Below are 25,950 nucleotides of genomic sequence, written 5' to 3'. Positions count from 1 at the left end.
TTAAAGGGTCAGTTCGTCAAATTTCAGTTTCAGGATCGCAAGTTCTTTTTGGACTTCCAGCAGGCGGGTGCGGTTGTCAAAAAGGCTGTTGGTGGCGCTGGCAAGGTCCGCAGAGTTTTTAACACCACGGCGGTATTCAGACAGCGTCAGGTCATAGTATTTCTGAGTCAGTGTCTGGCGTCTTTCCAGTAACGTGCGCAGTTGCAAAAGTTCGCGGGCCTTGTTGCGCAGGCTGGAAACTTGTGTCTCCAGTTGCAGGCGGGTGCCGGCTTTTTCGAAGCCCTGGGCTTTTTCGATGTCTGCGGCGGCGGCACTTTTAAAGCGTGTTTCAAGCCCAGAGAAAAGAGTCCAGGTCATCAGAAGTGAAACCCGGGACTCGGTCCCTTTCAAAGGGTCTTCATACTGAGGAACCAGGCGGCCGTACTGGGCATTGATGTCAATGCTGGGAAGGTATTCGCTTTGAGTTTGCTGGCGACGAAGCTGCGAGCTTTGCTCCAGGGCCTCTTGCTTTCGCAGGGTCGGATTGCGAGTGAGTTCTGATTTTGAAAAGTCAGCCTCACTGACGCGTGGGAAGGACTCTTGCGCAGTCAGTTGAACCGCGCTGTCGCTGTTGATCAGGATTTTGATTTTGTCTTTGGAGACCAATAGATCGGTCTTATGGGTCTCGATCTCAGCTGACAGGGTGCTTTCTTCCAGATCCAGCTCTATGGCATCCACATTGGAAGTCAGGCCGGCATTGATTTTTTTCTGAGCCATGGCGCGCAAGTTGTGCAGGAATTGCAGCTTTTCTGAGTCGACTGAAATGAAATGCGTGTTCAGCAGGGCCTCGTAGTAGGCCTCCCCCAGTTCGCGGTGCAAACGGCGGGATGTGATCTCGAGATCGAGATCCGCGATGAGGCTTTCTTGTGTGGCGATGCTTTTCTGTTTCCAGTCCTGACCGCCGCGATAGATGTTCCACTGGCCGCTTAGGTAGCCAACGTATCCATCGTCCTTGTCGTGCAAAGTATTCTCTTTGCCGTATCCCGCAGAAGCGGAAAGCTCGGGCAGGAAAGGGCTCCACTGGGCCTTGACCTGACTTTGGCCGGCCTGTTGGCGAGCAATGCTTGCGCGCAATTCCGGATTGTTGCTGGCCAGTTGCTGTTGCAGGCTGGTCAGATTTTGCGCAGTCGCACTAAGACTGAAGAACAGGGTGATCAAACCCCATTGCCACTTCATAGGAACTCCTTTTACTTCTCTACCAGAAACTTGAAGGTGTCGGATTTGCCTTCATAGTCGACCTTGATCTCAAGATTCACGCGGTGGGATCCCTGAAAGTCCACGGTCGTGTCGAATGAATTTGCGGTCGGTGTGAACTGAAGTGTCGCCGGTTTTCCCTTAGGGGATTTGGCGGTGCCGGTGATTTTGATCTTTTTAATGTCAACACTTTCGCCCTCGTGAGCGCGCGGGAAGAATTGCACTTTGTTTTCAATCGCCAGCATTTCCATATTGAGCAGCTTTCCGGTTTTTGGAATGCCGCCATGCTGGGCTTTCAATGTGCCGGGCACATCATGGCCTTCGTGGGCCAGCGCCAGCGGAGACAGTGACAGAGATGCCAGAAGGATCAGGCTTTTCAGGGTGCGTTTCATGAAAGGACTCCTTGTTTTTCAGTTTCTTCAATATGTTTTAAAGCGGAATTTTTACCAAACTTCCAGAAAATAGCTGGAGTCAGGTACATATCCAGCAAGGTGCTGCTTAATAGGCCGCCGACGATCACGATGGCCACCGGATGCAGGATCTCGCGGCCCGGGGCTCCTGGGGAAAGTGCCAAAGGCAACAGGCCCAGGATCGCAGTCAGCGCTGTCATTAGGACTGGAACCAGGCGTTCCAGTGATCCGCGCACGACCATGTGCTTGGAGAACTCTTCGCCCTCGTGCTTCATCAGGTGCAGATAGTGCGAGATCATCATGATACCGTTGCGGGAGGCGATACCACACAGGGTGACGAAGGCCACCAGGCTGGCAATGCTCAGCGTTCCGCCCGTGACATAAATAGCAATGATGCCGCCGATAAAGGCCATGGGGATATTCAGCATGATCTGGATGGAGATAAACGTCGATTTGAAATGCGCATACAGAATAAGGAAGATCGTCAGAATTGAGATCAGCCCCAGGACAGTCATCATGGCAGAGGCCTGCTGCTGACTTTCGAATTGTCCGCCGTACACGACATAATATCCGGCGGGCATTTCAACTTTGGTTTCAATGTTCTTTTTGATATCGCCAATAATTGCATCCAAAGAACGATCGGTCGAGTTGGCCTGAACGACAATGCGTCGCTGGGCGTTTTCACGCTGGATGATGTTGGGGCCCGTGGATTCGTACACGTCAGCGACTTTTTCAACAGTGATGCGGCTTCCATCCGGCATGATTTTCACCGGCGTGCGTTTGATCAGCTCCAGATCCGTGCGGGACTTGTCATCAAAGCGCATGAAGACATCAACAGTTTTATGGCCTTCCAGAATTTGTCCGACGACTTCACCCTGCAGAGCTTTTTCAAGCAGCTGGGCCAGGTCCCCAACGGTGATGCCATAGCGGGCGGCCTCGTCACGCAAGAGGTGAATTTTGACTTGTGGAATCAGAACCTGCTGTTCGACCTGAAGGTCAACCAGGCCCGGAACGTCTTTGATGGCCTGATATACTTCCGCGCCCTTGGCGCGCAGAGTGGAAAGCTCCGGTCCAAAGACTTTGATGGCGATTTGTGCGCGGACGCCGGAAAGCAGGTGATCCAGTCGATGAGAGATGGGTTGCCCCACGTTGACGCCCACGTTCGGGATGGTTTCGAGATTTTTGCGTATTTCCTCCAGAACCTGCTCTCGAGGGCGTCCTTTTTCCTTGAAATCCACTTCGATTTCAGAGGTGTTGACGCCTTCGGCGTGCTCATCCAGCTCGGCTCGGCCTGTGCGGCGAGAGAGGGTCATGACTTCTGGTGTCTTCATGATAAGCAACTCGGCCTGGGTGCCGATTTTGTTGGATTCAGGCAGCGAGATGCCTGGCGGGGCAATGACGCTGATGACGGCGGAACCTTCATTGAAGTGTGGCAGGAAGTCGCGTCCCACAAGCAAGGACAGCGCAACTGATCCTGCGAACAACAGGCCCGACGCCCACAGCACCGGTTTGGGGTTGTCCAAAGTTTTGTTAAGCAATTGCTCCTGATGTTTTTTCAGCCAGCGCACCAAAGCACCATCTTTGTGTTCAAGCAGTTCGCCCTTGGAAAGGAAGTAAGAACACAGGGCCGGAGTCACAGTCAGGGAAACCACCATGGACGCTAGCAATGAAACGATGTAGGAGATTCCCAGCGGAACAAACAGACGGCCTTCGATGCCACCCATGCTGAATAGTGGCACGAACACCAACACCACAATCAAAGTCGCAATCACGATAGAGTTACGAACCTCGGAAGACGCCTCATAGATCACAACCAGGGAATTTCGCGGATTGGCCAGAAGTTTGTTTTCGCGCAGGCGACGATAGACGTTTTCCACGTCCACAATGGCATCATCCACCAGTTCCCCGATGGCGATCGCCAAGCCTCCAAGGGTCATGGTGTTTACTGACAGGTCGAAGAACTTAAATACAATGGCGGTCAATACGAAGGACAGCGGTATGGCCGTCATCGTGATCGCAGTGGTGCGGAAGTTCATCAGGAACAGGAATAGAACGATGAAGACCAGGAAGACCCCGTCACGCAGGGCCATTTTTACGTTGTCGATGGCGGTTTCAATGAATAAAGACTGCTTGAAAAGGTTGGGTTGCAGCTCCACACCTTCAGGCAGGGTCGTGGCGAATTGTTTTAACGCCTCGTCGATTTTCTCGGTCAGCTCCAGAGTGTTGGCGCCGGGCTGCTTTTGGACGGTCAGAATCACGCCGGGTTTGCCGTTGATGCTGCCATCGCCACGTTTGGTCTGGGGGCCTTCAACGACATCGGCAATTTCTTTCACCAGAACCGGGCGGCCCAAGTGCATACCAACCACCGAATTCATGATCTCTTCTTTTTCTTTCACCGCACCAATATTGCGAATCAGGAATTCCTGTCCTTCAAGATCGATAAAGCCACCGGTGGAGTTTTGCGAAACATCTGAAAGGTTGTGTTCAACCTCATCCATGGTCAGCTGCAGTTTTTGCAGCTTTTCGGCGGAAATAAGAATTTGGTATTGGCGAACGCCACCGCCGATGGAGATGACTTGGGAAACACCGGGAATGCTCATCAGGCGGGGACGAAGCGTCCAGTCGGCGAGTGTGCGCAGCTCCATGCTTGAGACTTTATTGTCCGGCGAGCTTAATCCCACAAACTGGATTTCGCCCATAATAGAGGATATGGGCCCCAAAGTCGGGGAAATATTTTTAGGCAGCTTCTCTTTGGCCAGGGCGATCTTTTCCTGAACCATCTGGCGGTTTCTATAGATATCTGTGTCCCATCCGAACTCAACATAGATGACACTTAAACCCACACCTGATGACGAGCGAACCCGCTCCACACCCGGCAAGCCATTCAAGGCGGTCTCCAGCGGGAAGGTGACAAGAGTCTCAACCTCTTCCGGCGCCAGGCCATGGGCCTCGGTCATAATATTTACTGTGGGTCGATTCAGATCCGGGAAAACATCGACAGGCAGGTGCACCAGGGCCCAGCCTCCATAGGCAACCATCAAAGCAGCCACAGCGATCACAATGAGACGATGAGTCAGAGAGTATTTAATAATTCTATCAAGCATAGGTCTACTTTAATGCCTCCGCACACCCTACTAGGAGGGGGTATACGCCCTTGTGACAACATGAGGAAATATTTTTTTCACCAGAGCCTCTTGAAATACATACCCCAGGGGGGTATATACTGGAACTGAAATCGAGGTGTGTCATGAAAAAAGAATCCGGCCAGCATCCCGACCACAGCGGTCATTTAAAGCGTTTAAACCGTGTCCGCGGTCAGTTGGATGGCATCCAAAACATGATTGAAGAGCGTCGTTACTGTCCTGACATAGTCTTTCAGATCCGGGCGGCAGCCAAAGCCCTGCAGGCGATGGAAAACGAGATTATGAAGACCCATGTCCACGGTTGTGTGAAAACCGCAATTAAATCCAAAGATGAAAAAGAAGTCTCAAGAAAAATCGACGAGATTATGAATCTCGTCAGTAAGTAGGGTGTTATGGAAACTCAAGGTAACAGCGCCGAATTGCAATTGATTGGCATGTCCTGCGTGAATTGTGCGGGTAAAATTGAAAAGACATTGAATGGTTTGCCGGGAGTCACGGCGACAGTCAATTTTGCGACTGAAAAGGCCCAGGTGAATCTGGGCGACAGCCCTTTGACTGTGGGAAATCTGATTAAAACAATCCAGGAGCTCGGATATCAGGCTTTTGAGGTGAATTCAGAGGTCGATGCACAAAAGATAAAGGAAGAGGCCGCCGCGGAATACCGTAAAGAGCTGCGTCTATTCATTGTCTCTGCCATTCTGACAGCTCCTTTTTTGGTCGAGATGGCCATGATGCTGACCGGGGCCGCGCATGAGATGATCCCGCGCTGGGTGCAGTGGATTCTGGCCACGCCGGTGCAGTTCTGGGTTGGTTGGAGATTCTATCGTGGCTCCTATTACGCGTTGAAATCCGGCAGTGCCAACATGGATGTGCTGGTGGCTTTGGGAACTACGATGGCTTATGGCTTAAGCGCGGTGATGACGGTCATGGACTGGCATCATCATCACGTTTACTTCGAGGCCAGCACGGCCGTGATCACCCTGATCCTGCTGGGTAAACTGATGGAAAGCCGTGCGAAGGGCAAAACTTCAGAAGCGGTGGAAGGCCTGCTGCGACTGCAGCCGAAACAAGCCATGGTGGAAAGAAACGGAGAAGTCGTTGCCCTGGATATCACCGAACTGGTTGCCGGTGACATCGTGATTGTGAAAAATGGTGAATCCATTCCCGTGGACGGATTGGTGGTGCAGGGTGTTTCTTCGGTCGACGAATCCATGCTGACCGGGGAAAGTATGCCGGTACAAAAAGGTATTGATGACCGGGTGTATGCGGCAACGCTGAATCAGGAAGGCAGCCTGCGTATCAAGGCCACAGGAGTGGGAAGCAAGACGCAGTTGGCGCAAATCATCAAAATTGTGACGACCGCCCAGGGATCCAAGGCTCCCATTCAGCGACTTGCGGATAAGATCTCTGCGGTCTTTGTGCCGGTCGTTGTGGGTATCAGTGTTTTGACCTTCATTGGCACCTGGCTGTGGACCGGTGATTTGACTATGGCCTTGATCTCGTCAGTGTCAGTTCTGGTGATTGCGTGTCCATGTGCTTTGGGACTGGCCACGCCAACGGCGGTGGTCGTGGGCATTGGCAAGGGGGCGCAGGCCGGTGTTTTGTTCCGCGATGCCAAAGCTCTCGAGCTGGCAGAAAAAATTGACATCTTGGTTTTGGATAAGACGGGCACAATCACCGAGGGAAAACCCGTGGTGACTGAAATTCATGTGACTGCCGGGCAGGATCGCAATCAGGTGCTGTCTTTCGCTGCAAGCCTTGAAGCCGGGTCCTCGCATCCTCTGGCGCACGCCATTTTGGAAGAAGCCCGTAAAGAGGGGCTGAGCCTGCACACAGTGCAAAACTTCAAAAGCGTGATGGGTCAGGGAGTTGAAGGGCAAATCGGCAATCAATCCCTGAAGCTGGGAAGAAGTGCCTGGGTGGCTCCGGAGTTTTCTCTGAATCAGGATTTGTTGAAAGAGCTCGAGAGCAAGGGCCAGACTTTGATGGTGCTGGCGGATGAAGCCCGCGTGCTCGGGTATATTGCTGTGGCTGACCGAATTCGTGAAAGTTCCAAAGAGGCTATTGCCGAAATTCAAAAGCGCGGCGTGAAAGTGATGATGCTGACCGGGGATAATGAAGGCACAGCCCGCGAAATTTCCCGTCAGGCGGGCATCACGGACTTTAAACACAGTGTGAAGCCAGCCGACAAAGCCAATGTGATTGTGACCTTGAAGCGCAAAAAGCTGCGGGTGGCAATGGTGGGTGATGGGATCAACGATGCGCCAGCGCTGGCCATGGCCGATGTCAGTTTCTCGATGTCCTCGGGCACGGACATTGCCATTGAAACTGCGGACGTCACTTTGATGAAAAACGATCTGAGATCAGTGGCGCAAGCCATTCAGCTTTCGCACCTGACGTTAAAGAAAATCCGCCAGAACCTGTTCTTCGCCTTTATCTATAACGTTCTGGGTATCCCACTGGCCGCATTAGGAATGCTCAATCCTGTCATCGCGGGTGCCGCCATGGCCATGAGCTCAGTCTCTGTAGTCAGCAACTCGTTGTTGCTGAAAAGAAAGAAGATCTAAAGGTGCCAGGTTCTTTTTTCTGGCTAGGCCGCGTTTAACGCTGGCTTGCCAGAAAAAACAACCAGGCACTTATTTTTCTTTGGTTTTGATGTAGGCTTCGCGCAGCCAGAGGCGGATGTGTTTTAGGTAGTAGTCTTTCATTCCGAAGAAGACGAAGTGGTTCAGGAAATAGTCTCCGCCGCCTTTGTCTTTTTCGGTGTAGTTGACGGTGCCGATGATTTCCGGGGTTTCCAGCTCTTCGGGGCGCCACAGGACGAATTCACGGAAGGCACCAATACTGATTTCGCGGTAGTACTTCATGATCAGTCCCGCTTCAGAAATCTGCGTGATTTCCACCGGGTTTGCCACTTTCAGGGCGCTGTTGTCCTTGTGGCCGGCGATGGTGGTTTCGGTTTTATTCACCAGTGATGTTCTTGTTTTTAGCAGCTTTTTAAATATATAGGTTTTGTCCAGAGGCGTGAAGAAGATCTCTTTCACCCACGTGGACAACACCTTCACTTCGTCGGTGACCAGGCGTTTGCGAGAGATCATGTAAAGATCCGGAGGCTCGCTGAATTCAAGATTATAGGTCTTGCAGCGGTCCTTGAGGTATTGCTGGATCTGCTCCCATTTTTTCTGCTTTTCAACTTCAAAGTCTGCGTAGTTCACAAAGATCATGTCAAATTGCGCCGGCAGTTCCTGACGGTTCGGGGTTTCTTTGTTGGCCAGGTCTGACAGCATCTGTCCGTAGTTGGAGTAAGTGAAGACCTCGGTGTTTTCAAATCGTTCACTCAGGAAGGTCTTCATTTCAATGGACAGTGGCACATCTTCATCCAGAAGCAGGATGCGGGTTTTGTTGCCCAGAGTGTTTTTCACTGTTTCCAGGGTGTGGCCCTTGTCGGTCAGAATGGTTTTGCGGATCTGAGTGAGTTGTTGATTGTCAGCGCCAAAAAACAGGAACTCGCACAGGAACTCTTTTGGTGAGATCTCTTTGCAGGAATGGCAATAGGCCAGTACGGAACGTTTGTGGTCGGTGGTGAAGGATTCACTGTAATACTTGGTCATAGCGCCAATGCGAATCTCGTGGTTGTTTACAGTGGAGAAGCCAATTTCATTAATACCGTGCAGTTCAACTTCCTTCAGCATTTCGATGGTAGAGCTGATTTGCATCGAAGCCACGGCTGTGGAGCTGACCGGGTGATGGCCAGACAGGGCAAACTCCAGGTGCTGGCGCAGAATCAGTTTGTCGAAGGGTTTGAATATCACATTATTGATAATGCGCTCTTCCGCCAGAGAAATATCAAAATCCGGGCTGTCGAAAGCGGTAATAATCAGAGCAGTGGGTTCTTGAGGTGAGCACATTTTCTTGCGCAGGAAGAATTCACGGGCCCGTTTGATCAGACCCATGTTTTGTACGCCCAGGAATTCATTTTTTGCAATCACCAGACGCAGTTCGTGGGTGTTTGCCGGTGTCACATCCGGAGACGTGTCGTCGGCAAAACGGCGGCCGCCAGTGGCCAGTGCTTTGGGGCCCTCAGTGACGGAAATTTTCAGCCATTCATGGAATTCTGCAAGGCTCAGGAAAAAGCGAATAGAAAGCCCGGAATCTATATTTTTTAAGGTCTCAAATAGATCCTTCTGGATACGTTCATCATCTTCCAGGACATAAATGAACTTCATACTTTAATCGTATCCTAAAATGAGGCAAAAACGGGATTTATTTCTAAGGATTGCGGAAAATAAAATAAACCGCTCCAACCAGGCATAATCCCGCCCAGAGGAAGTCCAGCTTCAGGGACTGTTTCATATAGAGAACCGAAAAACCTGCAAAGACCACCATGGTGATGACTTCCTGGATGATCTTAAGTTGAGGCAAAGTGTAGTGGTCAGACCCCAGGCGGTTGGCCGGCACTTGAAACACGTATTCAAAGAAAGCCACTCCCCAGCTGATCAGAATCACCAGCCACAGGGCGGAAGACTTCAATGTCTTTAAATGCCCGTACCAGGCAAATGTCATAAAGATATTGGAGATGATCAGCAGGCCGATCGGGGCAATGGCGTTATTCATCATGACTGGGACCTTTGATTGTAGGCATGGTTGCACAGAAGACTTGCAATTCGACGGTATTCACTTAGCAAATCCAAGTGGATCGAACTGGTGTTGATTGAAGTGTTTAAACCTCTGTTCAAACGGCTGATGTGGTTTTCACGCAAAGAGATCTCGGTTTTGGCCAGATCACGTTTCAGCTGGATAGCGGCTTCGGCCAGTTCCTTGTTCTGATAGGCATTGATGGCCATGGACGCCACTTTCACCACTTGTTCGTGCATCTGGCGAATTTCGGCCCAGCCCTCGTCCGAGAACTCCAGCTTCAGTGCGTTCTTTTTGATCGCCAAAGCCAGGATGTTGATGTCGATGGCGTCAGCGGCGCGCTCTACGTCACTGAGGAACATGATCATGTTCATGACGTTTTGGTGGACCACCGTCGTGGACTTGTTGGCATGGTCCAGAAGGAACATCTTGGTTTCGCGATACAGGAAGTCGACCTTATTATCGCGGTCTTTGATGGAGTCAAAGTCCTTCGGGTCATTCGTTTCAAACAGACGAATGGAGTCCTTGATCATGCCCAGAACGATGTCCGCCGTGCGCATGATTTCGCGGTTGGCATAAGAGATCGCCAAAGCGGAGCTCTGGTAGTTGTTCATGTTCACGAACTCGGTTCCGAACTCTTCAGACGCCGCTTTCGGGAACATTTTTTCAATCAGCTCGGCACCCTTGTTGATGAACGGGAAGAAGATGATTGAAGACAATACGTTGAAGATCAAGTGCGCATTGGCGATGGAACGGGTCTGAGTGGTGTCAAACGTCATCAGGAAGTCGATAAAGATCTGCGTAAACGGGTAGAAGATCACCACGCTTAAGGTTTTATAGAAGAAGTGCGCCCAAGCCACCTGTCGGCCGATGTAATTGCCGCCAGCCGCTGCAATCAGGGCCACGGAAGTGGTTCCGATATTGGCACCATACACCCACAACATCGCATCGTAGAAGGTGATCGCTTTGACGGTCGCCAAACTCATCGCCAGACCAATCGTCACTGCCGAGCTTTGTACGAAGGCGCAGAACACGACTGAGATCAGCAGTGAATAACCCGGATTGTCACGCAGACTTTGGAAGACCTCCGTCAACATTGGATTTTCCGCAAAGTGGTGGGAGGAAATCGAGATCAGCTTCATTCCGAAGAACAGCAGGCCAAACCCCATGAAGACCAGGGACAGATTTTTGAAGACTGTTTTTTTGGCCTTGAAATAGAAAGCAAAAGCCAGGGTGAACACCGGCAGGGCGTACTGGGTCAGATCCAAAGAGATCAACTGAACCGTCAGCGTGGTGCCGATGGCGGTGCCGATGATGACCCCCATCACCTGGCGCAGGTTGACCACGCGGGCCGAGCCCAAGCCCACCAGCATGGAGGTCACCGCCCCCGAGCTTTGCATCAGGGTGGTCAGCACCACCCCGGTCAGAATGGCCAGAAATTTACTTTGCGAAAGATGATTTAAAAGGCCGGTGATTTTTCCGGCCATCAGTTTCTCCAAAGAGCTGGAGGCCATGCTCATTCCGTAAAGGAAGAGTGCCACCCCGCTGACGAGGAGAATAAAGTACGAGTTGCCCGAGTCGATCATGATGCGTGTTCCCTCAAAACTTTGATGTTATCAAGGGGCTTCATATTTAGGAAGCACCAATACTGCGCGTGAATCTTTCTTAGGGTAAAACAAATCCTTAAAAAACTCAAAAACCGCTTATATACTTTGGTCTTACAGAAGGAAATCTCATGACCAAGCAGCCGGTGTTAGTTGTAGCCGCCGTGATTCAAAGACAGGAAGACCCCGAGGGGCGTATTCTTGTGGTTCGCCGTGGCCCGGATCAGTCGGGGGCAGGGTTCTGGGAGTTCCCGGGTGGGAAGGTGGAGGCCGGAGAGGCTCCGGAGCAGGCCCTGGCCCGAGAGATCACCGAGGAGCTGGCCCTCAATATCCGGGTGCATGACCTGATTGGTGAAGTGGACTTTGCTTATCCGTCCAAGACCATTCGTCTCCGGGTGTATTGGGCGTCAGTAAAGGGTGGCGAGGATCTGGTATTGACCGAGCATGATGACTTCAGATGGCAGCGAGCTGAAGAAATTGATGTGATGTCCCTGTCGGCAGCGGATCGTCCGTTTGTAGAGAAGATTCTGAATGGTTACGGCAAAAGATAAGAGCGCTCTGCAGGGGTGGGAAGGCGACAAAACTCACGTTCACCAAACCAGGAATAGCGGTTTTTAGCGATCAGTTTGTAAAGCACATCCCGCAAGGGGCCGGGGATGATCCAGGCCAGGCCAAACAGTTTGTAAGCTCCACCCAGGCCGGTGAGGATCTTCAAAATGGCAGCGGACCGGTAATAAAGTTTGCCTGACTCAAAGTAAATCACTGTATCAAGATTGGTCCGGTCCTGAGCACTCAGAACTTCTTCCGCGGTCGTTCCTTGCAAAGGTGCAAAGAGGAAAGTGTGGTTTTTGTCCTTGCTGATCACAGCATCGACAAAACCATTGCAAAGGTGGCAGACGCCATCAAAAAAGACCACATTTCGCATTGATATATCCACCTTTTCCATAGCAATTACAGGCTACAGTCCTTATAATCAAAGTTCAAGCAAGAGGAGTCGTGTTCGCATGGAAGTCTTTCTTTTTCCTCTAGTCAATGTGACCTTGTTCCCAAGGACAACTAAGCCTCTGAACATCTTTGAGCCCCGTTATCTTTCCATGATCAAGGAAGCTGTCGAGACCCAGACCCCGATTGCTGTGGGGTTTATTGAAGATCCTTCTAAAGTCACTCCAGTGCGTCCAGGAGAGACCGTTCCCTTTGTGCGTGAGGTCGCTGGATACGGGTATGCTCAGATTATCGAAGAGCGCCTGAACGGGACCCTTTTGGTCTTTATTCAGGGGCAGGGCAAGTTACGTCTGGGCAAGGTCCTTGATCGAGGGACTCCGTACATGGTTTGTGAGGGACAGATCATTCCAGAAAAAACCGTGCTTGAGCCCAGCCTAAGGTTGGAGCTGAATTCCCTGCATAAGATTCTGACCCGCTGGATCCAGACGCATATTCCGGACCCGGCTCAGAGGGATATTTTTATGAGAAACCTCACCCACCCCGAAGAGATTGTGGGGAGTTTTGCATCCTATCTGGTGCGTGATTACGATTTGCAGCAGATGGTTCTGGAATACGACGACATCAACGAGAAGGTGCACTTCCTGCACCGTCTGATGGAGTCCAACGAACTGACTACGTAAGTTTGTTGCTGCGGATGAAGAACACCCATTGCAGCAACACCACCCAGATCGTGTGAGCCAAAGCCAGATGCACGATTTTCATCCACACTGGCGCATGCAGAAGCAGCGTCGCAATTCCAAACAAAATTCCCGCAATTAACAACAGACTCATTTGTACGGAGCGTTTCTGCACCAGTTGGGATTCCGTGGTCTGCGCCTTCAGCCAGAAGAACAGCGCAAGGCCGCCGCCACCCAACAAAGCCAGGACCGGGTGGAACCCACGAAGGCGGACCAGGAAGTGGGATTCGCTTGAGAAATCATCCATCAACCCTTGCAGAAGATTGTCCGTCGGGAACAGGGAGTTGGACAGGGAGGCCCAGGCGCCGGTGATTCCGATTATGACAATCACCCACGGCATCAGGCGATAGCGACGATCCTGAGTTGTTGGAATTCGCAGATCTTCAGTCAGCAAGGCCGCCGCATAAGTCAGCGCCACCGATCCGGTCAGTAGGAAAGAGTTGATCTGGTGCAAAGCCATGATGAAAGCGCGATAAGGTGTATCGTTTGTGGTGACCAGGCCGAACAAAACCAGCTTGGCTCCCAGCAGGGCTTCAGAAATGGTGAAGATCAAAGTGGCCAGAGCGGCTTTGCGGGCATAGTGACCTTTGGGATAAAGCTTGCGTGCCACCCACCAGAAGTAAATCACCACCAGGCCGTAAATTCCGGACATCAGACGGTGACCGTACTCAACCCAGGTTTTTCCACGTTCAGCTTCTGGAATCAGTTGCCCATGGCACAGTGGCCAGGTGTCGCCGCAGCCGTCTCCAGAGTGAGAAATTCTGACCCAGGCACCCCAAAGGATCACCAGAAGGGTGTAAACGAGCAGGCCAAATGCAAATTGCTTGTATTGAGTGCGTTTCATAGTGACTTTTGAACTATCACGACCGTATCAGGGGGTCAATTCAAGGCTGTTCGATTGACTTCCAATCCCAGAAAAGCGTTAAATGAGCTATGTCTGAATCCAAGCACGCGCATCACCACCATTCACATTCCCATGGACACCATCATCACCACTCCCACGGCGCGGCTGTGGGGCGCATGACCTTTGCACTGGTGCTGAATCTGACATTTGCGGTGATTGAACTGATTGGCGGTCTTTGGACGAACAGTGTGGCGATTTTGTCGGATGCACTTCATGATTTTGGTGATGCCATTGCGATGCTTTTGGCGATCATTCTGGAAAAAGTGTCGCACAGACAAAGTGATGGCAAATTTTCCTATGGATACCGTCGTTTCTCCACCCTTGGGGCGGTGATCACCGGATTGATTCTGGTGCTGGGTTCGATTTTTATTTTGGTCGAGGCGGTGCCGCGATTGTTCGCCCCGCAGCAGCCGCATGCCGACGGCATGATCCTGCTGGCATTTTTGGGGGTGGCGGTGAATGGTTTTGCCGCATATCGTGTGTCCAAGGGTGAATCCTTGAATGAAAAGATGCTGATGTGGCATATGATCGAAGATGTTCTGGGCTGGGTGATGGTGTTGATCGGTGCCCTGGTTATGAAGTTCTTTGATGTGCCACAGTTGGATGCGGGCATGGCGATCGTTCTGGCAGCGTGGATTCTGTACAATGTGGTTCGCAATCTGCGCGAGGCATTGAAGGTATTTTTGATGGCATCACCAAGTCATATTCAGGTGCTGGATGTTGAAAAGGCCATACTGGAAGTGGAGCATGTTGTCGGCGTGCACCATGCGCATTTGTGGTCTTTGGACGGAGAAAATCACATCTTTACCGGACACGTGGTTGTGGCCGGCAGTGCCGGCCCTGTGGATATTGAAAAAGTCAAAAATCAGGTCAAAAAAAGAGTGCGTGATTTTGGTATTATCGAAGCCACCATCGAAACAGAATCTGACGGCACGAACTGCGCGGATCCGGAACACCACTAAGACTGTTTATAAATGAAACATATTTTTAAGCCCGGCACTGCCGGGCTTTTCTTTTTCCGAATCTCTGTCTGAGTCAGATTTGGAATCACTTCTTTCCACAGTCGGCACACTTCGCTTCAGAGTGAGACGAAGCTACATTTCAAATTCATAAAACTTTGCGATTTCCATCAGTTTTTTCACATAATTACCGATAAAGGTACGGGCCTAGAAAATAAGGAACCATTTATATGCTGAATTCGGTACGTAACACCAAAGGTAATATATTGCTGCAAATCCTCGCGGCCACCGCGGTGATGAGCACGTCTTTTTACTTTTTAACCAATTACGTGATCGGGCAAAGGCAGCAGGTCAGTAAGACCTCCAATGTCGTAAACCTGCGATTCGCCTTGAACAGCGCCATGGATTACGTCATCTTCGGAGTCCGTCAGAAGTACTGTTTTTCCAATGACAACTTGCTGATGAATGACCTGGGGGCAGAGTGTAATCTGGCGCACACGGGAAGTGTTGAGCGTCTGATCATGTCCACCGAGCAGGAGAATTTCATTCGCCAGCTGGTGAGTGATGGAAAGAACGTCGGTCCGATGGAAGCCGGCGCTTTGACTCAGAATAAAATCCGTTTGAAGACAATCGTGCGCCTGTTGGAAGTGGATAAGGCGACGACCTCACATCCGCTTTTCCCGGTGCTTAACAGTTTGAAATCGGTTCGCAATGACAAGGGTGAAGTGGTCAAGGTGGCCGCAGTGCGAGTGACCCTGACACGCAATGAAAGCATCAACCTGCCGAAGGCCGGTCGTGAAGTGTACGTCGATGCCCGTGCGGATCTGGTGGACTCGCTGGGCAATGTCACCCCTATCAAGGTGGGCAACAAAGAGCTGACCCTGAGATCTCAGATCGTCATCTATCCACGCGAGGTGGGTTCATTTGCTTTGCTGATTCCTCAGGATTTGTATATGGACCGCGCCTGGGATTCGACTATGAATGCCGGGGACGTGGCTTTGCATAAGTTCACCAGCCGCAAAGAGCTTGCGGGCAGCTCCGGTTTGGTTTTCCAAAGTCCGGTGTTTGTGAACCGCAACATCTATCTGCCAACGGACGAAGCTGCTGACGATGCGACGCCGGATTCGATCAATTATGCCGGAGTCACGTTTGCTGACCGTGTATATATGGGTAACGGTGACATCATGACGGCCAAGGGCAAGTATTCACCAAGAAACTCCGGTCAAATGGGGGATCGCTTCTGGGCTGACGTTCGCACTTTCGGGGGCTTCCTGAAGGGGGTTGAGAATGACGGTGGTCTGGATGCGGGCCTGATTTATCTTGCGGATAAAAACAAGAGTGTGAATGTTGATAAAACGCTGATGCAAATGTGTCAGGACATGAGTCAGAAGCAGGCGGACGTGACCAGTATCTATAAATCGGAACTGGGTGCGCGCATGCTGGATTCCGGCTACAACAGTGCCGACTATCGCCTGTATCTTTCCAATTGGAACTATTTCAGCCGTCAAAGTAACGCGCTGACGGTTGATAAAACCAAATGGGGCAACGGCAAGGTGGTTGTGGATGCCGCTGATTACAATGATGCGGTGGTGAAGCTTATCATGGCGGTCGGTGACCGCACGGTTGAAGTTCAGGTACCACGTTCGGGGACGGTGACGTTCACACCGGAAGTGGGATCAGCCGCTTTTGAGACCTCACTTAGAAACAAAATCAAAACTTCCCAGGCCACCTATGATGCGGCCGTGAAGGCAGAAACCGACCTGACAAAAAATTTGACCGCCTATCGTGCGGATTTAAAAGACAAGCAGGCAGACCTGGCAGAAGAAATGGCAAAACCAGTGAAGCCCACGTCCACTGAAAGTGGCACGGGCACTGGAACTGGTACCGGTACCGGCACTGAGTCCGGCACCAAGACTGTGGAGAAACTGGAAACAGAAACCAAAGTTGAAGACTCAGGCACCGAAACCGCGGGAACAGGTACAGGTACAGGCAGCACTGGCACTGGCGGGACTACAATTGACTATCGTGATGAGAAGCTGGTGGCGGAGCTTGAAAAAGCGATCAGTGATCTGAAAAAGCTCATCAGTGATCTTGAAAACAACAAGATCCCTGCGCAATCCTCAGTTGTGAATCTGGCATCAAAGCAGCTGGACACTGATAAGACGGCATTAAACACCTATGAGCTGCAGAAGACCAATCCGCCAAAAATTGTGGTGGAGGTTTCTCGTGCCAGTAAATCCTATTACTTCGACAAACTGGACTTGGACATCAGTGCCACAAATGTTCAGAACATGATCGACAAGAACGGGAACTACTCCGAGCCCTTCCTGGGGGTTCTGGCTTACGACAGTACTTATTATAAAAGCAACCCGATTGATCCCAACAACGTCAACACCAAGTTGATGGGTTATATCAACATGACTTTTAATAGCAGCAAAACCCAGCTGAATTTCCCAGGAGCCATTTCTCGAACACCATCCGGAGGCTCTGCGGTTCAGCTGGCTGAAACCAACGACCTTGAACAAATGATGACCGAGTGTTCAAAGGCCTACGGCACGATGACGTCAGCGGCCTTTGGCGGTGCCGGTTGGGATGTGAGCTTTGCCGCAACGGCACGCACCTCCTGGAACTTTGCCGGTGACAGTGGCAGTACTATCAAGTCTGATCCGGCCCTGTCGGCCTTTGAGTTTGACAACATGACTATCAATAATGCGACCTTCCAGGTTCGATCCATCGTCGGTAAGTGCGTGATCAAGGCCAGCTCCACCTTTGTGACGGGTTTCATGACCTGTGACGAACTGATCATTGAGAAGCGCAGTGCTCCATTGAGAATCATCGGCACCTTTATTGTGGGGCGTATGAAAATTGATCCGTCGGCAATCAAGGCCGGGATCAACTGGAGCAGTGTTTATCATCCGCAGGCCACGCGTGAACTGCGGGCGGCGGGAAGTCCGCGTATTCTGCGCTCCTTTAGCGGGGCGGATTGCAATGCCACAAACAACGAACCGATCTGGCATCCGATCCCGTCCATCAAAGCGGTGGCGGACCGTATGAACTGTAATACCATCAGTCTGCGTGCCAAAGCCGATCCGTTCCAGTGGACGGCGGTGGATCCAGACTGTGGTATTGCCGCTGGAACCACAGCATCGAATACAACCTGTAAGCGCCGACTGGTGCGTTTCTTCGTGGTGGAACAATCCCGTGAGGGAGGTATCTAATGAAAATGCAGAACGTGATCAGAAATCAAAAAGGTCAGACCATTGTTGAAGCCATTGTGGGCTTTGGTTTGATCACGATGGTGGGGCTGACCTTTGTTGGCGGCATGGTTTCCCTGAGAAACACCACCAAAAACACCCTGCTGCTGTCCTCTACGGACAAGCAGGTCAATGACATCGCCGAAAACATCAAGTCGGGCGTTGAAAACTATCAAATCAACTATGACTCCAACCGCAGTGTTTCTGAACTTTTAAATCCGGAAACACTGCCGATGGCCTGGGATAACGGGAAGGTCGCTTTGCGCAAGGACTGTGGCACCTGTGCGGGCACCTATGGCTATGTGATCCAGCCGTATCCTGAGTTTCGGGGTCTTTATAAAGTCACATTGCGTGTGACTCACAAGTCCTGGATCGAAAAGGGTGAAGCCTTTAAAGACTATCATTTCGTGGTGAGTGCAAAATGAAGAACTTAAACAATCGCGGTTTAACCGCAGTCGAACTAGTGATCGGCGTGGGCCTGGTGGCCATTCTGACCAGTGTTGTGGTGACGACGCAACTGTCTGTCACCCGGGACCAGGTCAAGATGACGAAGGATCTTGAAGATTCCATCGACACCAAGCTGGCAGAGCGTATTCTGTTTGGTGACTTCAATAACGTCGACCCATCCTACAACAACCTCACGGTGCTGGATGACTCCGGCAAGAAGTTCTTTGACTACTACCCGGATGTTCCTGCCAATGCCATAAAAAATGGTCTTGAACGGGAAGTCACACTGAAGCTCACCGGACGAAAAGAGTTTGTGATCATGACCCAGGATGTAGCGGCAGGCGGTGTCTTGGTTTATGACCCTGTGCTGGCTTATGAAGTGGGGCCGGCTCCGGACGACTTCAACGTGGCGGCAAGTCTTGAGTTTAAAGGCCTGAATTACAAAGACAAGGTCGCTTCACAAAGACCCGCCATGTGGAGCAACGGTCGCACGGTGATGCTGGATACCCCAGCCCGCCTGCGCCCGCTGGTCGGCGGGGTGCCAAACATGCAGGTGCCTCCTCGCAGTCCTATTTATGTGGGAACGGTCTATGGCATAACGACGGTCTCAGACTCCAGTATCAGTTCACTTGTGAACATGAAACATCCAGAGACTGACGAATATATGGCTTCAGCGGATCTTTTCCTGCGCCGGGCACCTTCCATCGGTGGTGGCCAGAGCCTGATCCGTCTGCGGGCGGTTCATCTGATCAAGTACTATCTGGAAGAAATGAAGGACACCGGCAGCAGCAAGCGCATGGCGCGACTGTACAAGGTGGCCTATGCGGGCGGGGGTTGGGGAACTCCGGTTCTGCTGGCGGACCGGGTGGAGGAGTTAAGCCTTCGCCGCGACTCGATTCTGAAAAGAATGATTTATTTTAAAGTTAAGAAAGTTAATACAACGACGACGGCAAGTCTGTAGTTGGTGTTTGGGGGAAATTATGGGGAACAACAATTTCAAAGTGATCTTGATCGCAGGGATGTTAATCTCTGGCGCGGCTCAGGCTGAAGACAAAGACTTCCCGATGTCCGTGAACAGCGCCAGTTCCGGGGAAACAGTGACGGCGGCGCCGGCGTCTGGAATGGTCAGCCGTTCGGCCAAAGATGTTGTGACGGTCCGCCTGAACAACTCCTGCTTCCCCACGAATCTGCGGGGGGTGACAAATCCACTGGCGGCATCAGCCATTATCACTGCGCAATTCACATTGGTGCTGGGAGGCAGGGATTATGCCTTTACCGTGCACTACCCAAGTGATCTGGTTTTGAAAACCGGGATGACAACGTCCACACCAGCGCCCATGGCGCAGGATAAATTTGTTGTGACCGGGGCGTCGGGCTCGGCGGCGTTGTTTGGTAATGCCGTGGTGATGAAAACCAAAATTCCAACTTCGGTCAGCGTGGATGATTCGGGTCAGGTGATGATCCCTGAAAAAGGGGATGTGTCCCTGAAGTCATCAAGCTTCGTGCAAAAGGTGAACTGTGACGGCTCTGCCGCCGTGTACGGACAGTATGGTTATTCGTCCTATACACCCACCCGCAAATGCGGTGATTACATGGGTAAAGACGGTGCCATCACAGCGTCCTTTGGTGGGATCTCAGTGTCAGCGGATAAATCGGTGGTGGACATCAACGTGGCCTTCCCGGGTGAAACAGGCTTCTGTGGTGGGTACTGGTCACCTCTGATGGTGTTCTTTGATGATCAAAGACCGAGCTTTAACAACATGAGTGACTTCCCGCTGAATCCGATTGGCAAAACCCACTGGCCTGAAGCCAATGCTCCAGGCTGGTTCGTGGCCCTGGATCGTGACAAGTCCGGCAAGATTGACCAAAAAGACGAGCTTTTCGGTGACAACGCTTCAGATGTGAATGGATTTGAAGTGCTAAGAGCCTTTGATACCAACAAAGACGGCGTGGTTGATCACCGTGACAAGGGATTCAAAAAACTGGTGATGTGGCAGGATAAAAACGGCGATGGCATTTCCCAGAAAGAGGAGATGATCCCGCTGCACAGCAAAGTCACCAAGATCTCTTTGAATTATGAAAAGGGCGTGGTGACTCCGATTGGCGCCTATGCCGAGGCCCGCGAGCGCGCGGACTTCTGGTATAAAGACGGCAAGAAAATCAAAAAAGGAAAGATTGTGGACATTTGGCTTGCGCCTGCAGAAACCAAGCTCAGCCAAAGATAAGTCACTGTTTTAAAAGTTCCTGAATTTTCTTTTCCAAAGCCTGTGAGTTTTTTTCATCGTAACCACGATAAAAAACCACAGGCTTTAGCTTTTTATCAAATACATAAAGCGTCGGAAGAGCCAGGACTTTGAAGTCCTCCAGCACCAGTCGCCCCTGATCGTGAAACAGCGGAAAATCCAGTTTCACGGTTTTAAGAAAGGCGTCACGCTCGGCAAGGTCCTCGTCCTCGTTCACGCCGATGACGACCAGTCCCTGGCTGCGGTATTTCTTGTACAGACTGTTATAGTGGGGCAGGGCCGCCTTGCAGGGCTCACACCAGGAAGCCCAGAAATCCACCAGAACGACTTTGCCCTGAAGATCCTTCAGCGTTTTGATATCGCTTTTTCCCAAAGTCACCGTCGGCAGGCGTTTGAAAACAGCCGTCGAGGGCATTTCTTTGGCCAAGCCAGAACTGGCCATAATGAAAACAAAAAACGCCGCCAGAAATCTCATCTAAGAGATCCTTTCAATGTACTTAAGAAGCAAATCACGCCCACGCACTTTGGCGCGCAGAACCGCCAGGAAGATAAACACCCCGCCGGTCTTACGATCCAGGAAGATGATTTCGCGTGGTGGTGTGCGAAAGTGGAAGCCCCGGATGATCTGAAACACTTTTCGGGAAAGTCGCTGGGGCAATGTTGTGTTTTTCCAGTCGTAAGTTCCGTCAGCGGCGATCTGGCCCTGGTTGTTACGGGGGTCGGTGTACTCGATGAAGGGTTCGACCGTTTCAAAGCAGAATTCTTCAAAGACCTGCTTCAGTACGGGGTCATCATTGTCATGGACAAATTTTAAGTCCATGGCGGCCTTCATGAAAAGATCCCGGTCATTCAAAAGAGAACCTTTGACCATGCGCCGGTACGGAGCCAGGAAATCCAGATCATAGGAACGGGTTGCGCCGAAATCAAAAAGTACCAACTGGTCCCGTCCCTGGGGATCAATGCGGATGCGGTAATTGCCGGCATGAGGATCGGTCTGAACCACACCCCATTCAAAGATCTCTTTGAAATAAAGATCCAGAAAATTCAGAGCCAGGCGATTGCGTCTTTCCTGTGGCAGGCTTTGGATCAGGGAATCATCGGCGCGCAGGCCCCGTTCAAAGGTGGTGGCCAGAATGCGGGGGCCTGAAAACTCACGAATGACTTTCGGAACGACAAAGCGGTTGTCGCCAGCAAGGCGGTTGTGAAAGTCTTCAGTCAGGCGGGCTTCCAGTTCGTAGTCGGTTTCCTGAACCAGCATTTCACGGACCTCGGCAAAAACCGGATCCATGTTAAAGTCCTTTGGCAGAAGCTTCAAGGTCCCCAGAAGTGTCTTGATCGCCCGAAGATCGCTGTCGATAGCACGATCCACATTCGGGTACTGGATTTTAAGCACAATGCTTTCGCCGGTGGCTTTGATGCGTGCACGGTGAACCTGGCCCATGGAAGCCGAAGCCAGGGCTTCTTTCTCTATCTCCAGAAGGGCCAGCTTTTCCGGGGGCAATTGTTTTTTTAAGGTCGGCTCGATGGCCTCCCATGAAAGGGGTGGGGAGTCATGCTGCAGGGATTTCAGCAGTTCATTGGCTTCCGGCGGCAGAAAGTGTTCGCCATACATGGAAAGCATCTGCCCGGCCTTCATCAGGCTGCCCTTGAGTTCGCCCAGCTCGGCACTGATGTTTTGAGCCTGGCTTTGCAAAAGCTGCTTCCAGGTTTCTTCTTTGGATTCTTTGGATTTTAAGGCGGTGGTGACCCCGTGCTGGGCGATGGAGGCTCCGGCCTGGATGGTCAGTTTGGCCAAAGAAAGGCTGCGTGAAAAGACCGAGGATTTGATCTTCTCAATCTTTTTTGTATGTTTTTTGGCAGACTTTTTTTCATCCATAGAATCCCAATTTACCTTAAGTAGGCGAAATGTTAAACTTTTATTCCTATGTCAAAAGTCACACTTTTTTGGTTCCGCCGCGATCTCCGTCTAGATGACAACGCGGGGCTGTATCATGCTCTGAAAGAACGCTCTGCGGTGTTACCGCTGTTTATCTTTGATTCTGAGATCCTGGAGAATCTCGACGACCCGGCGGATGCGCGGGTGACATTCATTTATGAGCAGATTCAGGACATGAAACAGCAATTGAACGCCAAAAAATCAGATTTGATTGTGCGCCATGGAAAGCCGTTGGAGGTTCTTAAGACCCTGTCGGATGAAATGGCAGTCGAGGCCATTTACGCCAATCATGACTATGAGCCTGCTGCCCGCAAACGTGATGAAAAGGTCGCCGCTTGGGCGGCTAAAGCCGGCATTGAGTTTCTGACTTTCAAGGATCAGTGTTTGTTTGAAAAAGATGAGATTCTGACGGATGCCCGCAAGCCTTACACGGTGTACACACCCTACAGAAACAAAGTGCTGGCCAACCTGTCAGAGTTTTATCTGAAGTCCTATCCCAATGATCTGTATGAAAGCAGTTATGCCAAGGTCAAAAAAGCAGAACCGCTGCTGACACTGAAAAGCCTTGGCTTTGAGCGCAGTAATATCGAGTTCCCGCCCATGGATCTTTCCACCAAGATGCTGAAGACCTATCACGCCACGCGGGATTTTCCGGCCGACGAAAAGGGCACCTCGCACCTGGGGCTGCACTTGCGTTTTGGAACGTTGAGCGTGCGGGAGCTTGCGCGTGAGGCGAAAAAGTATTCCCCTGTATGGTTGAGTGAGCTGATTTGGCGTGATTTCTTTATGCAGATACTTTGGCATTTTCCGCAGGTGGAAAATCAAAGTTTCCGGCCTGAGTACGACAAGATCGCCTGGCGCAAGTCCAAGGCCGACTTTCAAAAGTGGTGCGAAGGGCGCACCGGCTATCCCCTGGTGGATGCGGGAATGCGTGAGCTGAATGCCACTGGTTATATGCACAACCGGGTGCGTATGGTGGTGGCAAGCTTCCTGTGCAAGCATTTGTTGATTCACTGGTATGAAGGGGAGCGGTACTTTGCCAAAAAACTTTTGGACTATGATCTTTCAGCCAACAATGGCAACTGGCAGTGGGCGGCGGGGTCGGGCTGTGATGCGGCTCCGTACTTTAGAATCTTCAACCCGCAAACCCAGTTTGAGAAGTTTGATCCTGATGGCAAGTATGTGCAAAAATGGGTTCCAGAATATGGAACGGATGAATATCCGCAGCCGATGGTGGATCACAACGAAGCCCGAGGGCGCTGTTTGCAGGCCTTCACCAAAGTTCTGAAAAAGTAGGAGACAGTCATGCGAATTCTGATTACGGGTGCGACCGGATTGATTGGGCGGGAGTTGGGAAAGGTTTTGGCTGAAAAAGGTCATGATCTATATGTTGTCAGTCGCGATCAAGCCAAGGCCCGCGAACTGCTGCCATTTCCCTGTGAGATCATAGAGGGGGACCTGAATGCCGGTCCTCTGCATGACTCCCGTCTGGCCAAAGTTGAGGCTGTCATCAACCTGATGGGTGAATCCATCGCCGGTGAACGCTGGACAGAGGATAAGAAAAAACGCATTTACCAGTCCCGTGTGATCGGAACGCGCCATTTGGTGCAAAGTCTTCCAGAAGATTTAAAGTGTTTTGTTACCTCCTCTGCCATGGGGATCTACGGGGATCAGAAAGACACAAGTCTGACCGAGTATGCTTCGCATGGAGATGATTTCCTGGCAAATCTTTGCAAAGAGTGGGAGTCCGAAGCCGCCAAAGCTCCGGGGCGCTCGGTTTTTGTGCGTACGGGGATTGTGCTGGCAAGACAAGGCGGGGCTCTGGATCAGATGCTGTTCCCGTTCCGCAGCGGTGTTGGTGGAATCCTGGGGGACGGCAAACAATGGATGAGCTGGATTCATCTGAAAGACATTGTCGGACTGTATGTTTTTGCGTTGGAACATCATGAAGTTGAAGGCGCCTTGAATGGCGGGGCCCCGCATCCGGTGACCAATCGCGAGTTTTCAGAAACACTGGTGCAGTCCCTGGGGACTCGTTTGGGGCCGGCCGTGCCGCTGTTTGCCTTGAATATTTTGTTCGGAGAGCTGGCTAAATCCTTGGTGGCTTCGGTGCGTATGCAGCCGGAAAAGGCGCTCAGTCTGGGGTACAAGTTCCACTATGAAAATCTTTTGGAAGCTCTGAGTGAAATTTGTCTGCCATTTAAAATGGGGGAAGAGATCTTCGTTGCCGAGCAGTTTGTGCCGGCTCCGCCGGAAAAACTTTTTCCGTTTTTCAAAGACGCCCACAATCTGGAGCGCATCACACCACCAACCCTGAATTTTCTGATCGAGAAAATGTCGACGCCGGAAATCGGTCAGGGCACGCTGATTGACTATCGTCTGAAAATTCATGGCGTTCCGGCCAAATGGAAAACCGAGATCGACGAATGGCAGCCGCCTTTTAAGTTCGTCGACAATCAGTTGAAAGGTCCGTACCGGCTGTGGCATCACACACATGAATTCCGTCCGTTCTGTGGCGGGACCTTGCTGGTGGACCGGGTTCGTTACCGCATGCCGATGGGCTTTTTGGGATGGCTGGTTTCAAACCGTTTTGTCAGAAAGGATGTTGAAAACATCTTTGCGTTCCGCCGCCGCTATATCGCCAATATGGGAACGCTGCCCACGAAGACCGACTGATCACTGACGGTTGCGCAGTTCACGCAGATAGCGGAACTGCTCCACGTCCCGGGCCAGCAAAAACGGATTGACGCTTTCCTCGATGGAAAGCTTCAACGGAACGCTGGGCAGGTTCAGTTCCCGGCGATTGGAAAGTTCGTTGGCATAAAGCTCCAATGCCTCTGAATCTCCGGTGATGGGCGTGTTGTCCTGATTCGTCAGAATACGGCAGAACTCCAGATTGCTTTTAGTGTATTCATGAGTGCAATAGATCAGCGTCTGTGGTGGCAGCTTTTTGATGCGCTGAAGGCTTTCATAACCCTGCTCAAAGGTCCCTTCAAACAGTCTTCCGCAGCCCAGTCCAAAGATCACATCACCTGAAAAAAGCCATTTGTGTTTTTGATTCCAGTAAGCAATGTGTCCCAGTGTGTGACCGGGAAGTTCCATAACGGTGAAGTCCCACGGGCCGCAAGTGACTGAATCACCCTCTTTCAGCCATTGATCCGCCACGGGGATCTGTTTCTGGTTTTTTTGGGGGGCATACACGGGGCAATCGAAGGCGGCCTTCAGCTCACCCACTCCGCCAATGTGATCGGAGTGATGGTGAGTCAGTAAAATTGCGGCAAGGTCGAGCTTATTTGCGCGCAAGAAGTCAATGACCGGGCCCGCATCACCCGGATCCACTGCCACAGCTTTTTGGGTGGCATCATCAGTCAGGATAAAGACGTAGTTGTCATCAAAGATGGGAACCAGCTCGACATGTTCTTTTTTTGCCATGTCTTATTCTTGCAGTTGGGGCGGGCTTCGACAAGACCAAGGTGGGTTTGATTAGCAGCACAACTGGCCTT

The 25,950-nt window shown here is 51.4% G+C and carries 22 protein-coding genes; 11 read left to right on the top strand and 11 right to left on the bottom strand.

From position 1 onward, the window contains the following. From BD_RS10180 to BD_RS10170, 3 genes are read right to left on the bottom strand one after another with little or no spacing between them, the layout of a single operon-like run. Positions 1-1,215: a TolC family protein gene (locus BD_RS10180; RefSeq protein WP_011164661.1), complete on the bottom strand. Its 1,215-nt coding sequence runs from the start codon at positions 1,213-1,215 to the stop codon at positions 1-3. A gap of 11 nt (positions 1,216-1,226) precedes the next feature. Then, positions 1,227-1,625 (bottom strand): hypothetical protein, encoded by a 399-nt coding sequence (locus tag BD_RS10175; RefSeq protein WP_011164660.1) that lies wholly within the window; start codon positions 1,623-1,625, stop codon positions 1,227-1,229. Beyond that, positions 1,622-4,747, bottom strand: a complete 3,126-nt coding sequence (locus tag BD_RS10170) for an efflux RND transporter permease subunit (protein ID WP_041583554.1) — start codon at positions 4,745-4,747, stop codon at positions 1,622-1,624. Before BD_RS10170 ends, BD_RS10175 begins: the two co-directional genes overlap by 4 nt. Before the next feature lie 143 nt (positions 4,748-4,890). Between BD_RS10170 and BD_RS10165 the strand changes: the two genes are divergently transcribed. Both BD_RS10165 and BD_RS10160 read left to right on the top strand, forming a co-directional pair. Beyond that, positions 4,891-5,172 (top strand): metal-sensitive transcriptional regulator, encoded by a 282-nt coding sequence (locus BD_RS10165; RefSeq protein WP_011164658.1) that lies wholly within the window; start codon positions 4,891-4,893, stop codon positions 5,170-5,172. Positions 5,173-5,178: 6 nt separating this feature from the next. Then, positions 5,179-7,353 (top strand): heavy metal translocating P-type ATPase, encoded by a 2,175-nt coding sequence (locus BD_RS10160; protein ID WP_011164657.1) that lies wholly within the window; start codon positions 5,179-5,181, stop codon positions 7,351-7,353. 69 nt (positions 7,354-7,422) lie between these two features. Here BD_RS10160 and BD_RS10155 read toward each other — a convergent pair whose 3' ends face one another. From BD_RS10155 to BD_RS10145, 3 genes are read right to left on the bottom strand one after another with little or no spacing between them, the layout of a single operon-like run. Further along, the gene (locus BD_RS10155; RefSeq protein WP_011164656.1) at positions 7,423-9,012 is read right to left on the bottom strand and encodes a hypothetical protein; all 1,590 of its coding nucleotides are present in this window, start codon (positions 9,010-9,012) and stop codon (positions 7,423-7,425) included. Between the two features lie 43 nt (positions 9,013-9,055). Then, on the bottom strand, positions 9,056-9,403 hold the full coding sequence (locus BD_RS10150) for a DMT family protein (protein WP_080559001.1): 348 nt from the start codon (positions 9,401-9,403) through the stop codon (positions 9,056-9,058). Continuing rightward, entirely contained in the window at positions 9,400-11,007 is a 1,608-nt protein-coding gene (locus tag BD_RS10145; RefSeq protein WP_011164654.1) for a Na/Pi cotransporter family protein, read from the bottom strand. Before BD_RS10145 ends, BD_RS10150 begins: the two co-directional genes overlap by 4 nt. Positions 11,008-11,156: 149 nt before the next feature. Between BD_RS10145 and BD_RS10140 the strand changes: the two genes are divergently transcribed. After that, positions 11,157-11,576 (top strand): (deoxy)nucleoside triphosphate pyrophosphohydrolase, encoded by a 420-nt coding sequence (locus BD_RS10140; RefSeq protein WP_011164653.1) that lies wholly within the window; start codon positions 11,157-11,159, stop codon positions 11,574-11,576. Here the strand turns inward: BD_RS10140 and BD_RS10135 are convergent. Continuing rightward, on the bottom strand, positions 11,561-11,950 hold the full coding sequence (locus BD_RS10135) for a thiol-disulfide oxidoreductase DCC family protein (protein ID WP_231839125.1): 390 nt from the start codon (positions 11,948-11,950) through the stop codon (positions 11,561-11,563). The genes BD_RS10140 and BD_RS10135 overlap by 16 nt on opposite strands. A gap of 79 nt (positions 11,951-12,029) precedes the next feature. Here BD_RS10135 and BD_RS10130 point away from each other — a divergent pair, with 79 nt between their 5' ends. Continuing rightward, positions 12,030-12,647 carry an LON peptidase substrate-binding domain-containing protein gene (locus BD_RS10130; RefSeq protein ID WP_011164651.1) on the top strand — a complete coding sequence of 206 codons (618 nt, stop codon included), beginning with the start codon at positions 12,030-12,032 and terminating at the stop codon, positions 12,645-12,647. Here BD_RS10130 and BD_RS10125 read toward each other — a convergent pair. Further along, positions 12,640-13,548 (bottom strand): COX15/CtaA family protein, encoded by a 909-nt coding sequence (locus BD_RS10125; RefSeq protein ID WP_011164650.1) that lies wholly within the window; start codon positions 13,546-13,548, stop codon positions 12,640-12,642. The genes BD_RS10130 and BD_RS10125 overlap by 8 nt on opposite strands. An 89-nt stretch (positions 13,549-13,637) precedes the next feature. On the opposite strand from BD_RS10125, the gene BD_RS10120 reads away from it, so the two are divergent. The 5 genes from BD_RS10120 (at position 13,638) to BD_RS10100 (ending at position 20,493) form a co-directional block, all read left to right on the top strand. After that, entirely contained in the window at positions 13,638-14,570 is a 933-nt protein-coding gene (locus tag BD_RS10120) for a cation diffusion facilitator family transporter (RefSeq protein WP_011164649.1), read from the top strand. Positions 14,571-14,797: 227 nt separating this feature from the next. Further along, the gene (locus tag BD_RS10115) at positions 14,798-17,785 is read left to right on the top strand and encodes a hypothetical protein (protein WP_011164648.1); all 2,988 of its coding nucleotides are present in this window, start codon (positions 14,798-14,800) and stop codon (positions 17,783-17,785) included. Beyond that, entirely contained in the window at positions 17,785-18,246 is a 462-nt protein-coding gene (locus BD_RS10110; protein ID WP_011164647.1) for a hypothetical protein, read from the top strand. The genes BD_RS10115 and BD_RS10110 overlap by 1 nt, the downstream gene beginning before the upstream one ends. Then, positions 18,243-19,229, top strand: a complete 987-nt coding sequence (locus BD_RS10105) for a hypothetical protein (protein ID WP_011164646.1) — start codon at positions 18,243-18,245, stop codon at positions 19,227-19,229. The genes BD_RS10110 and BD_RS10105 overlap by 4 nt, the downstream gene beginning before the upstream one ends. Positions 19,230-19,248: 19 nt before the next feature. Continuing rightward, positions 19,249-20,493: an EF-hand domain-containing protein gene (locus BD_RS10100; RefSeq protein ID WP_041583553.1), complete on the top strand. Its 1,245-nt coding sequence runs from the start codon at positions 19,249-19,251 to the stop codon at positions 20,491-20,493. 1 nt (position 20,494) lies between these two features. Here BD_RS10100 and BD_RS10095 read toward each other — a convergent pair whose 3' ends face one another. Continuing rightward, positions 20,495-20,986, bottom strand: coding sequence for a TlpA family protein disulfide reductase (locus BD_RS10095; protein ID WP_011164644.1), 492 nt, complete (start codon positions 20,984-20,986; stop codon positions 20,495-20,497). Next, entirely contained in the window at positions 20,987-22,387 is a 1,401-nt protein-coding gene (locus BD_RS10090) for an ABC1 kinase family protein (RefSeq protein ID WP_011164643.1), read from the bottom strand. A 48-nt stretch (positions 22,388-22,435) separates the two neighbouring features. Between BD_RS10090 and BD_RS10085 the strand changes: the two genes are divergently transcribed. Further along, positions 22,436-23,743, top strand: a complete 1,308-nt coding sequence (locus tag BD_RS10085) for a cryptochrome/photolyase family protein (protein ID WP_011164642.1) — start codon at positions 22,436-22,438, stop codon at positions 23,741-23,743. 9 nt (positions 23,744-23,752) lie between these two features. Then, a complete protein-coding gene (locus tag BD_RS10080) occupies positions 23,753-25,123 on the top strand; it encodes a TIGR01777 family oxidoreductase (protein ID WP_011164641.1) in 1,371 nt (456 codons plus the stop codon). Here BD_RS10080 and gloB read toward each other — a convergent pair whose 3' ends face one another. Next, complete coding sequence (gloB, locus tag BD_RS10075; protein ID WP_011164640.1) at positions 25,124-25,879, bottom strand: hydroxyacylglutathione hydrolase; 756 nt, start codon at positions 25,877-25,879, stop codon at positions 25,124-25,126. Positions 25,880-25,950 lie beyond the last annotated feature (71 nt).

This window comes from Bdellovibrio bacteriovorus HD100, from assembly GCF_000196175.1.
In the GTDB taxonomy this organism is placed as follows: Bacteria; Bdellovibrionota; Bdellovibrionia; order Bdellovibrionales; family Bdellovibrionaceae; genus Bdellovibrio; species Bdellovibrio bacteriovorus.
The sequence above is the reverse complement of the archived record's forward strand: the minus strand, read 5'-3'. Positions and strand labels throughout refer to the sequence as shown.

Bases quoted from the DNA above. Each gene is read 5' to 3' on its own strand.
- BD_RS10140 (WP_011164653.1), top strand. From the start codon at position 11,157: ATGACCAAGCAGCCGGTGTTAGTTGTAGCCGCCGTGATTCAAAGACAG.
- BD_RS10155 (WP_011164656.1), bottom strand. From the start codon at position 9,012: ATGAAGTTCATTTATGTCCTGGAAGATGATGAACGTATCCAGAAGGAT.
- BD_RS10170 (WP_041583554.1), bottom strand. From the start codon at position 4,747: ATGCTTGATAGAATTATTAAATACTCTCTGACTCATCGTCTCATTGTG.
- BD_RS10110 (WP_011164647.1), top strand. From the start codon at position 17,785: ATGAAAATGCAGAACGTGATCAGAAATCAAAAAGGTCAGACCATTGTT.
- BD_RS10080 (WP_011164641.1), top strand. From the start codon at position 23,753: ATGCGAATTCTGATTACGGGTGCGACCGGATTGATTGGGCGGGAGTTG.
- BD_RS10125 (WP_011164650.1), bottom strand. From the start codon at position 13,548: ATGAAACGCACTCAATACAAGCAATTTGCATTTGGCCTGCTCGTTTAC.
- gloB (WP_011164640.1), bottom strand. From the start codon at position 25,879: ATGGCAAAAAAAGAACATGTCGAGCTGGTTCCCATCTTTGATGACAAC.
- BD_RS10100 (WP_041583553.1), top strand. From the start codon at position 19,249: ATGGGGAACAACAATTTCAAAGTGATCTTGATCGCAGGGATGTTAATC.
- BD_RS10175 (WP_011164660.1), bottom strand. From the start codon at position 1,625: ATGAAACGCACCCTGAAAAGCCTGATCCTTCTGGCATCTCTGTCACTG.
- BD_RS10085 (WP_011164642.1), top strand. From the start codon at position 22,436: ATGTCAAAAGTCACACTTTTTTGGTTCCGCCGCGATCTCCGTCTAGAT.
- BD_RS10115 (WP_011164648.1), top strand. From the start codon at position 14,798: ATGCTGAATTCGGTACGTAACACCAAAGGTAATATATTGCTGCAAATC.
- BD_RS10095 (WP_011164644.1), bottom strand. From the start codon at position 20,986: ATGAGATTTCTGGCGGCGTTTTTTGTTTTCATTATGGCCAGTTCTGGC.
- BD_RS10180 (WP_011164661.1), bottom strand. From the start codon at position 1,215: ATGAAGTGGCAATGGGGTTTGATCACCCTGTTCTTCAGTCTTAGTGCG.
- BD_RS10160 (WP_011164657.1), top strand. From the start codon at position 5,179: ATGGAAACTCAAGGTAACAGCGCCGAATTGCAATTGATTGGCATGTCC.
- BD_RS10120 (WP_011164649.1), top strand. From the start codon at position 13,638: ATGTCTGAATCCAAGCACGCGCATCACCACCATTCACATTCCCATGGA.
- BD_RS10150 (WP_080559001.1), bottom strand. From the start codon at position 9,403: ATGATGAATAACGCCATTGCCCCGATCGGCCTGCTGATCATCTCCAAT.
- BD_RS10135 (WP_231839125.1), bottom strand. From the start codon at position 11,950: ATGCGAAATGTGGTCTTTTTTGATGGCGTCTGCCACCTTTGCAATGGT.
- BD_RS10090 (WP_011164643.1), bottom strand. From the start codon at position 22,387: ATGGATGAAAAAAAGTCTGCCAAAAAACATACAAAAAAGATTGAGAAG.
- BD_RS10145 (WP_011164654.1), bottom strand. From the start codon at position 11,007: ATGATCGACTCGGGCAACTCGTACTTTATTCTCCTCGTCAGCGGGGTG.
- BD_RS10130 (WP_011164651.1), top strand. From the start codon at position 12,030: ATGGAAGTCTTTCTTTTTCCTCTAGTCAATGTGACCTTGTTCCCAAGG.
- BD_RS10105 (WP_011164646.1), top strand. From the start codon at position 18,243: ATGAAGAACTTAAACAATCGCGGTTTAACCGCAGTCGAACTAGTGATC.
- BD_RS10165 (WP_011164658.1), top strand. From the start codon at position 4,891: ATGAAAAAAGAATCCGGCCAGCATCCCGACCACAGCGGTCATTTAAAG.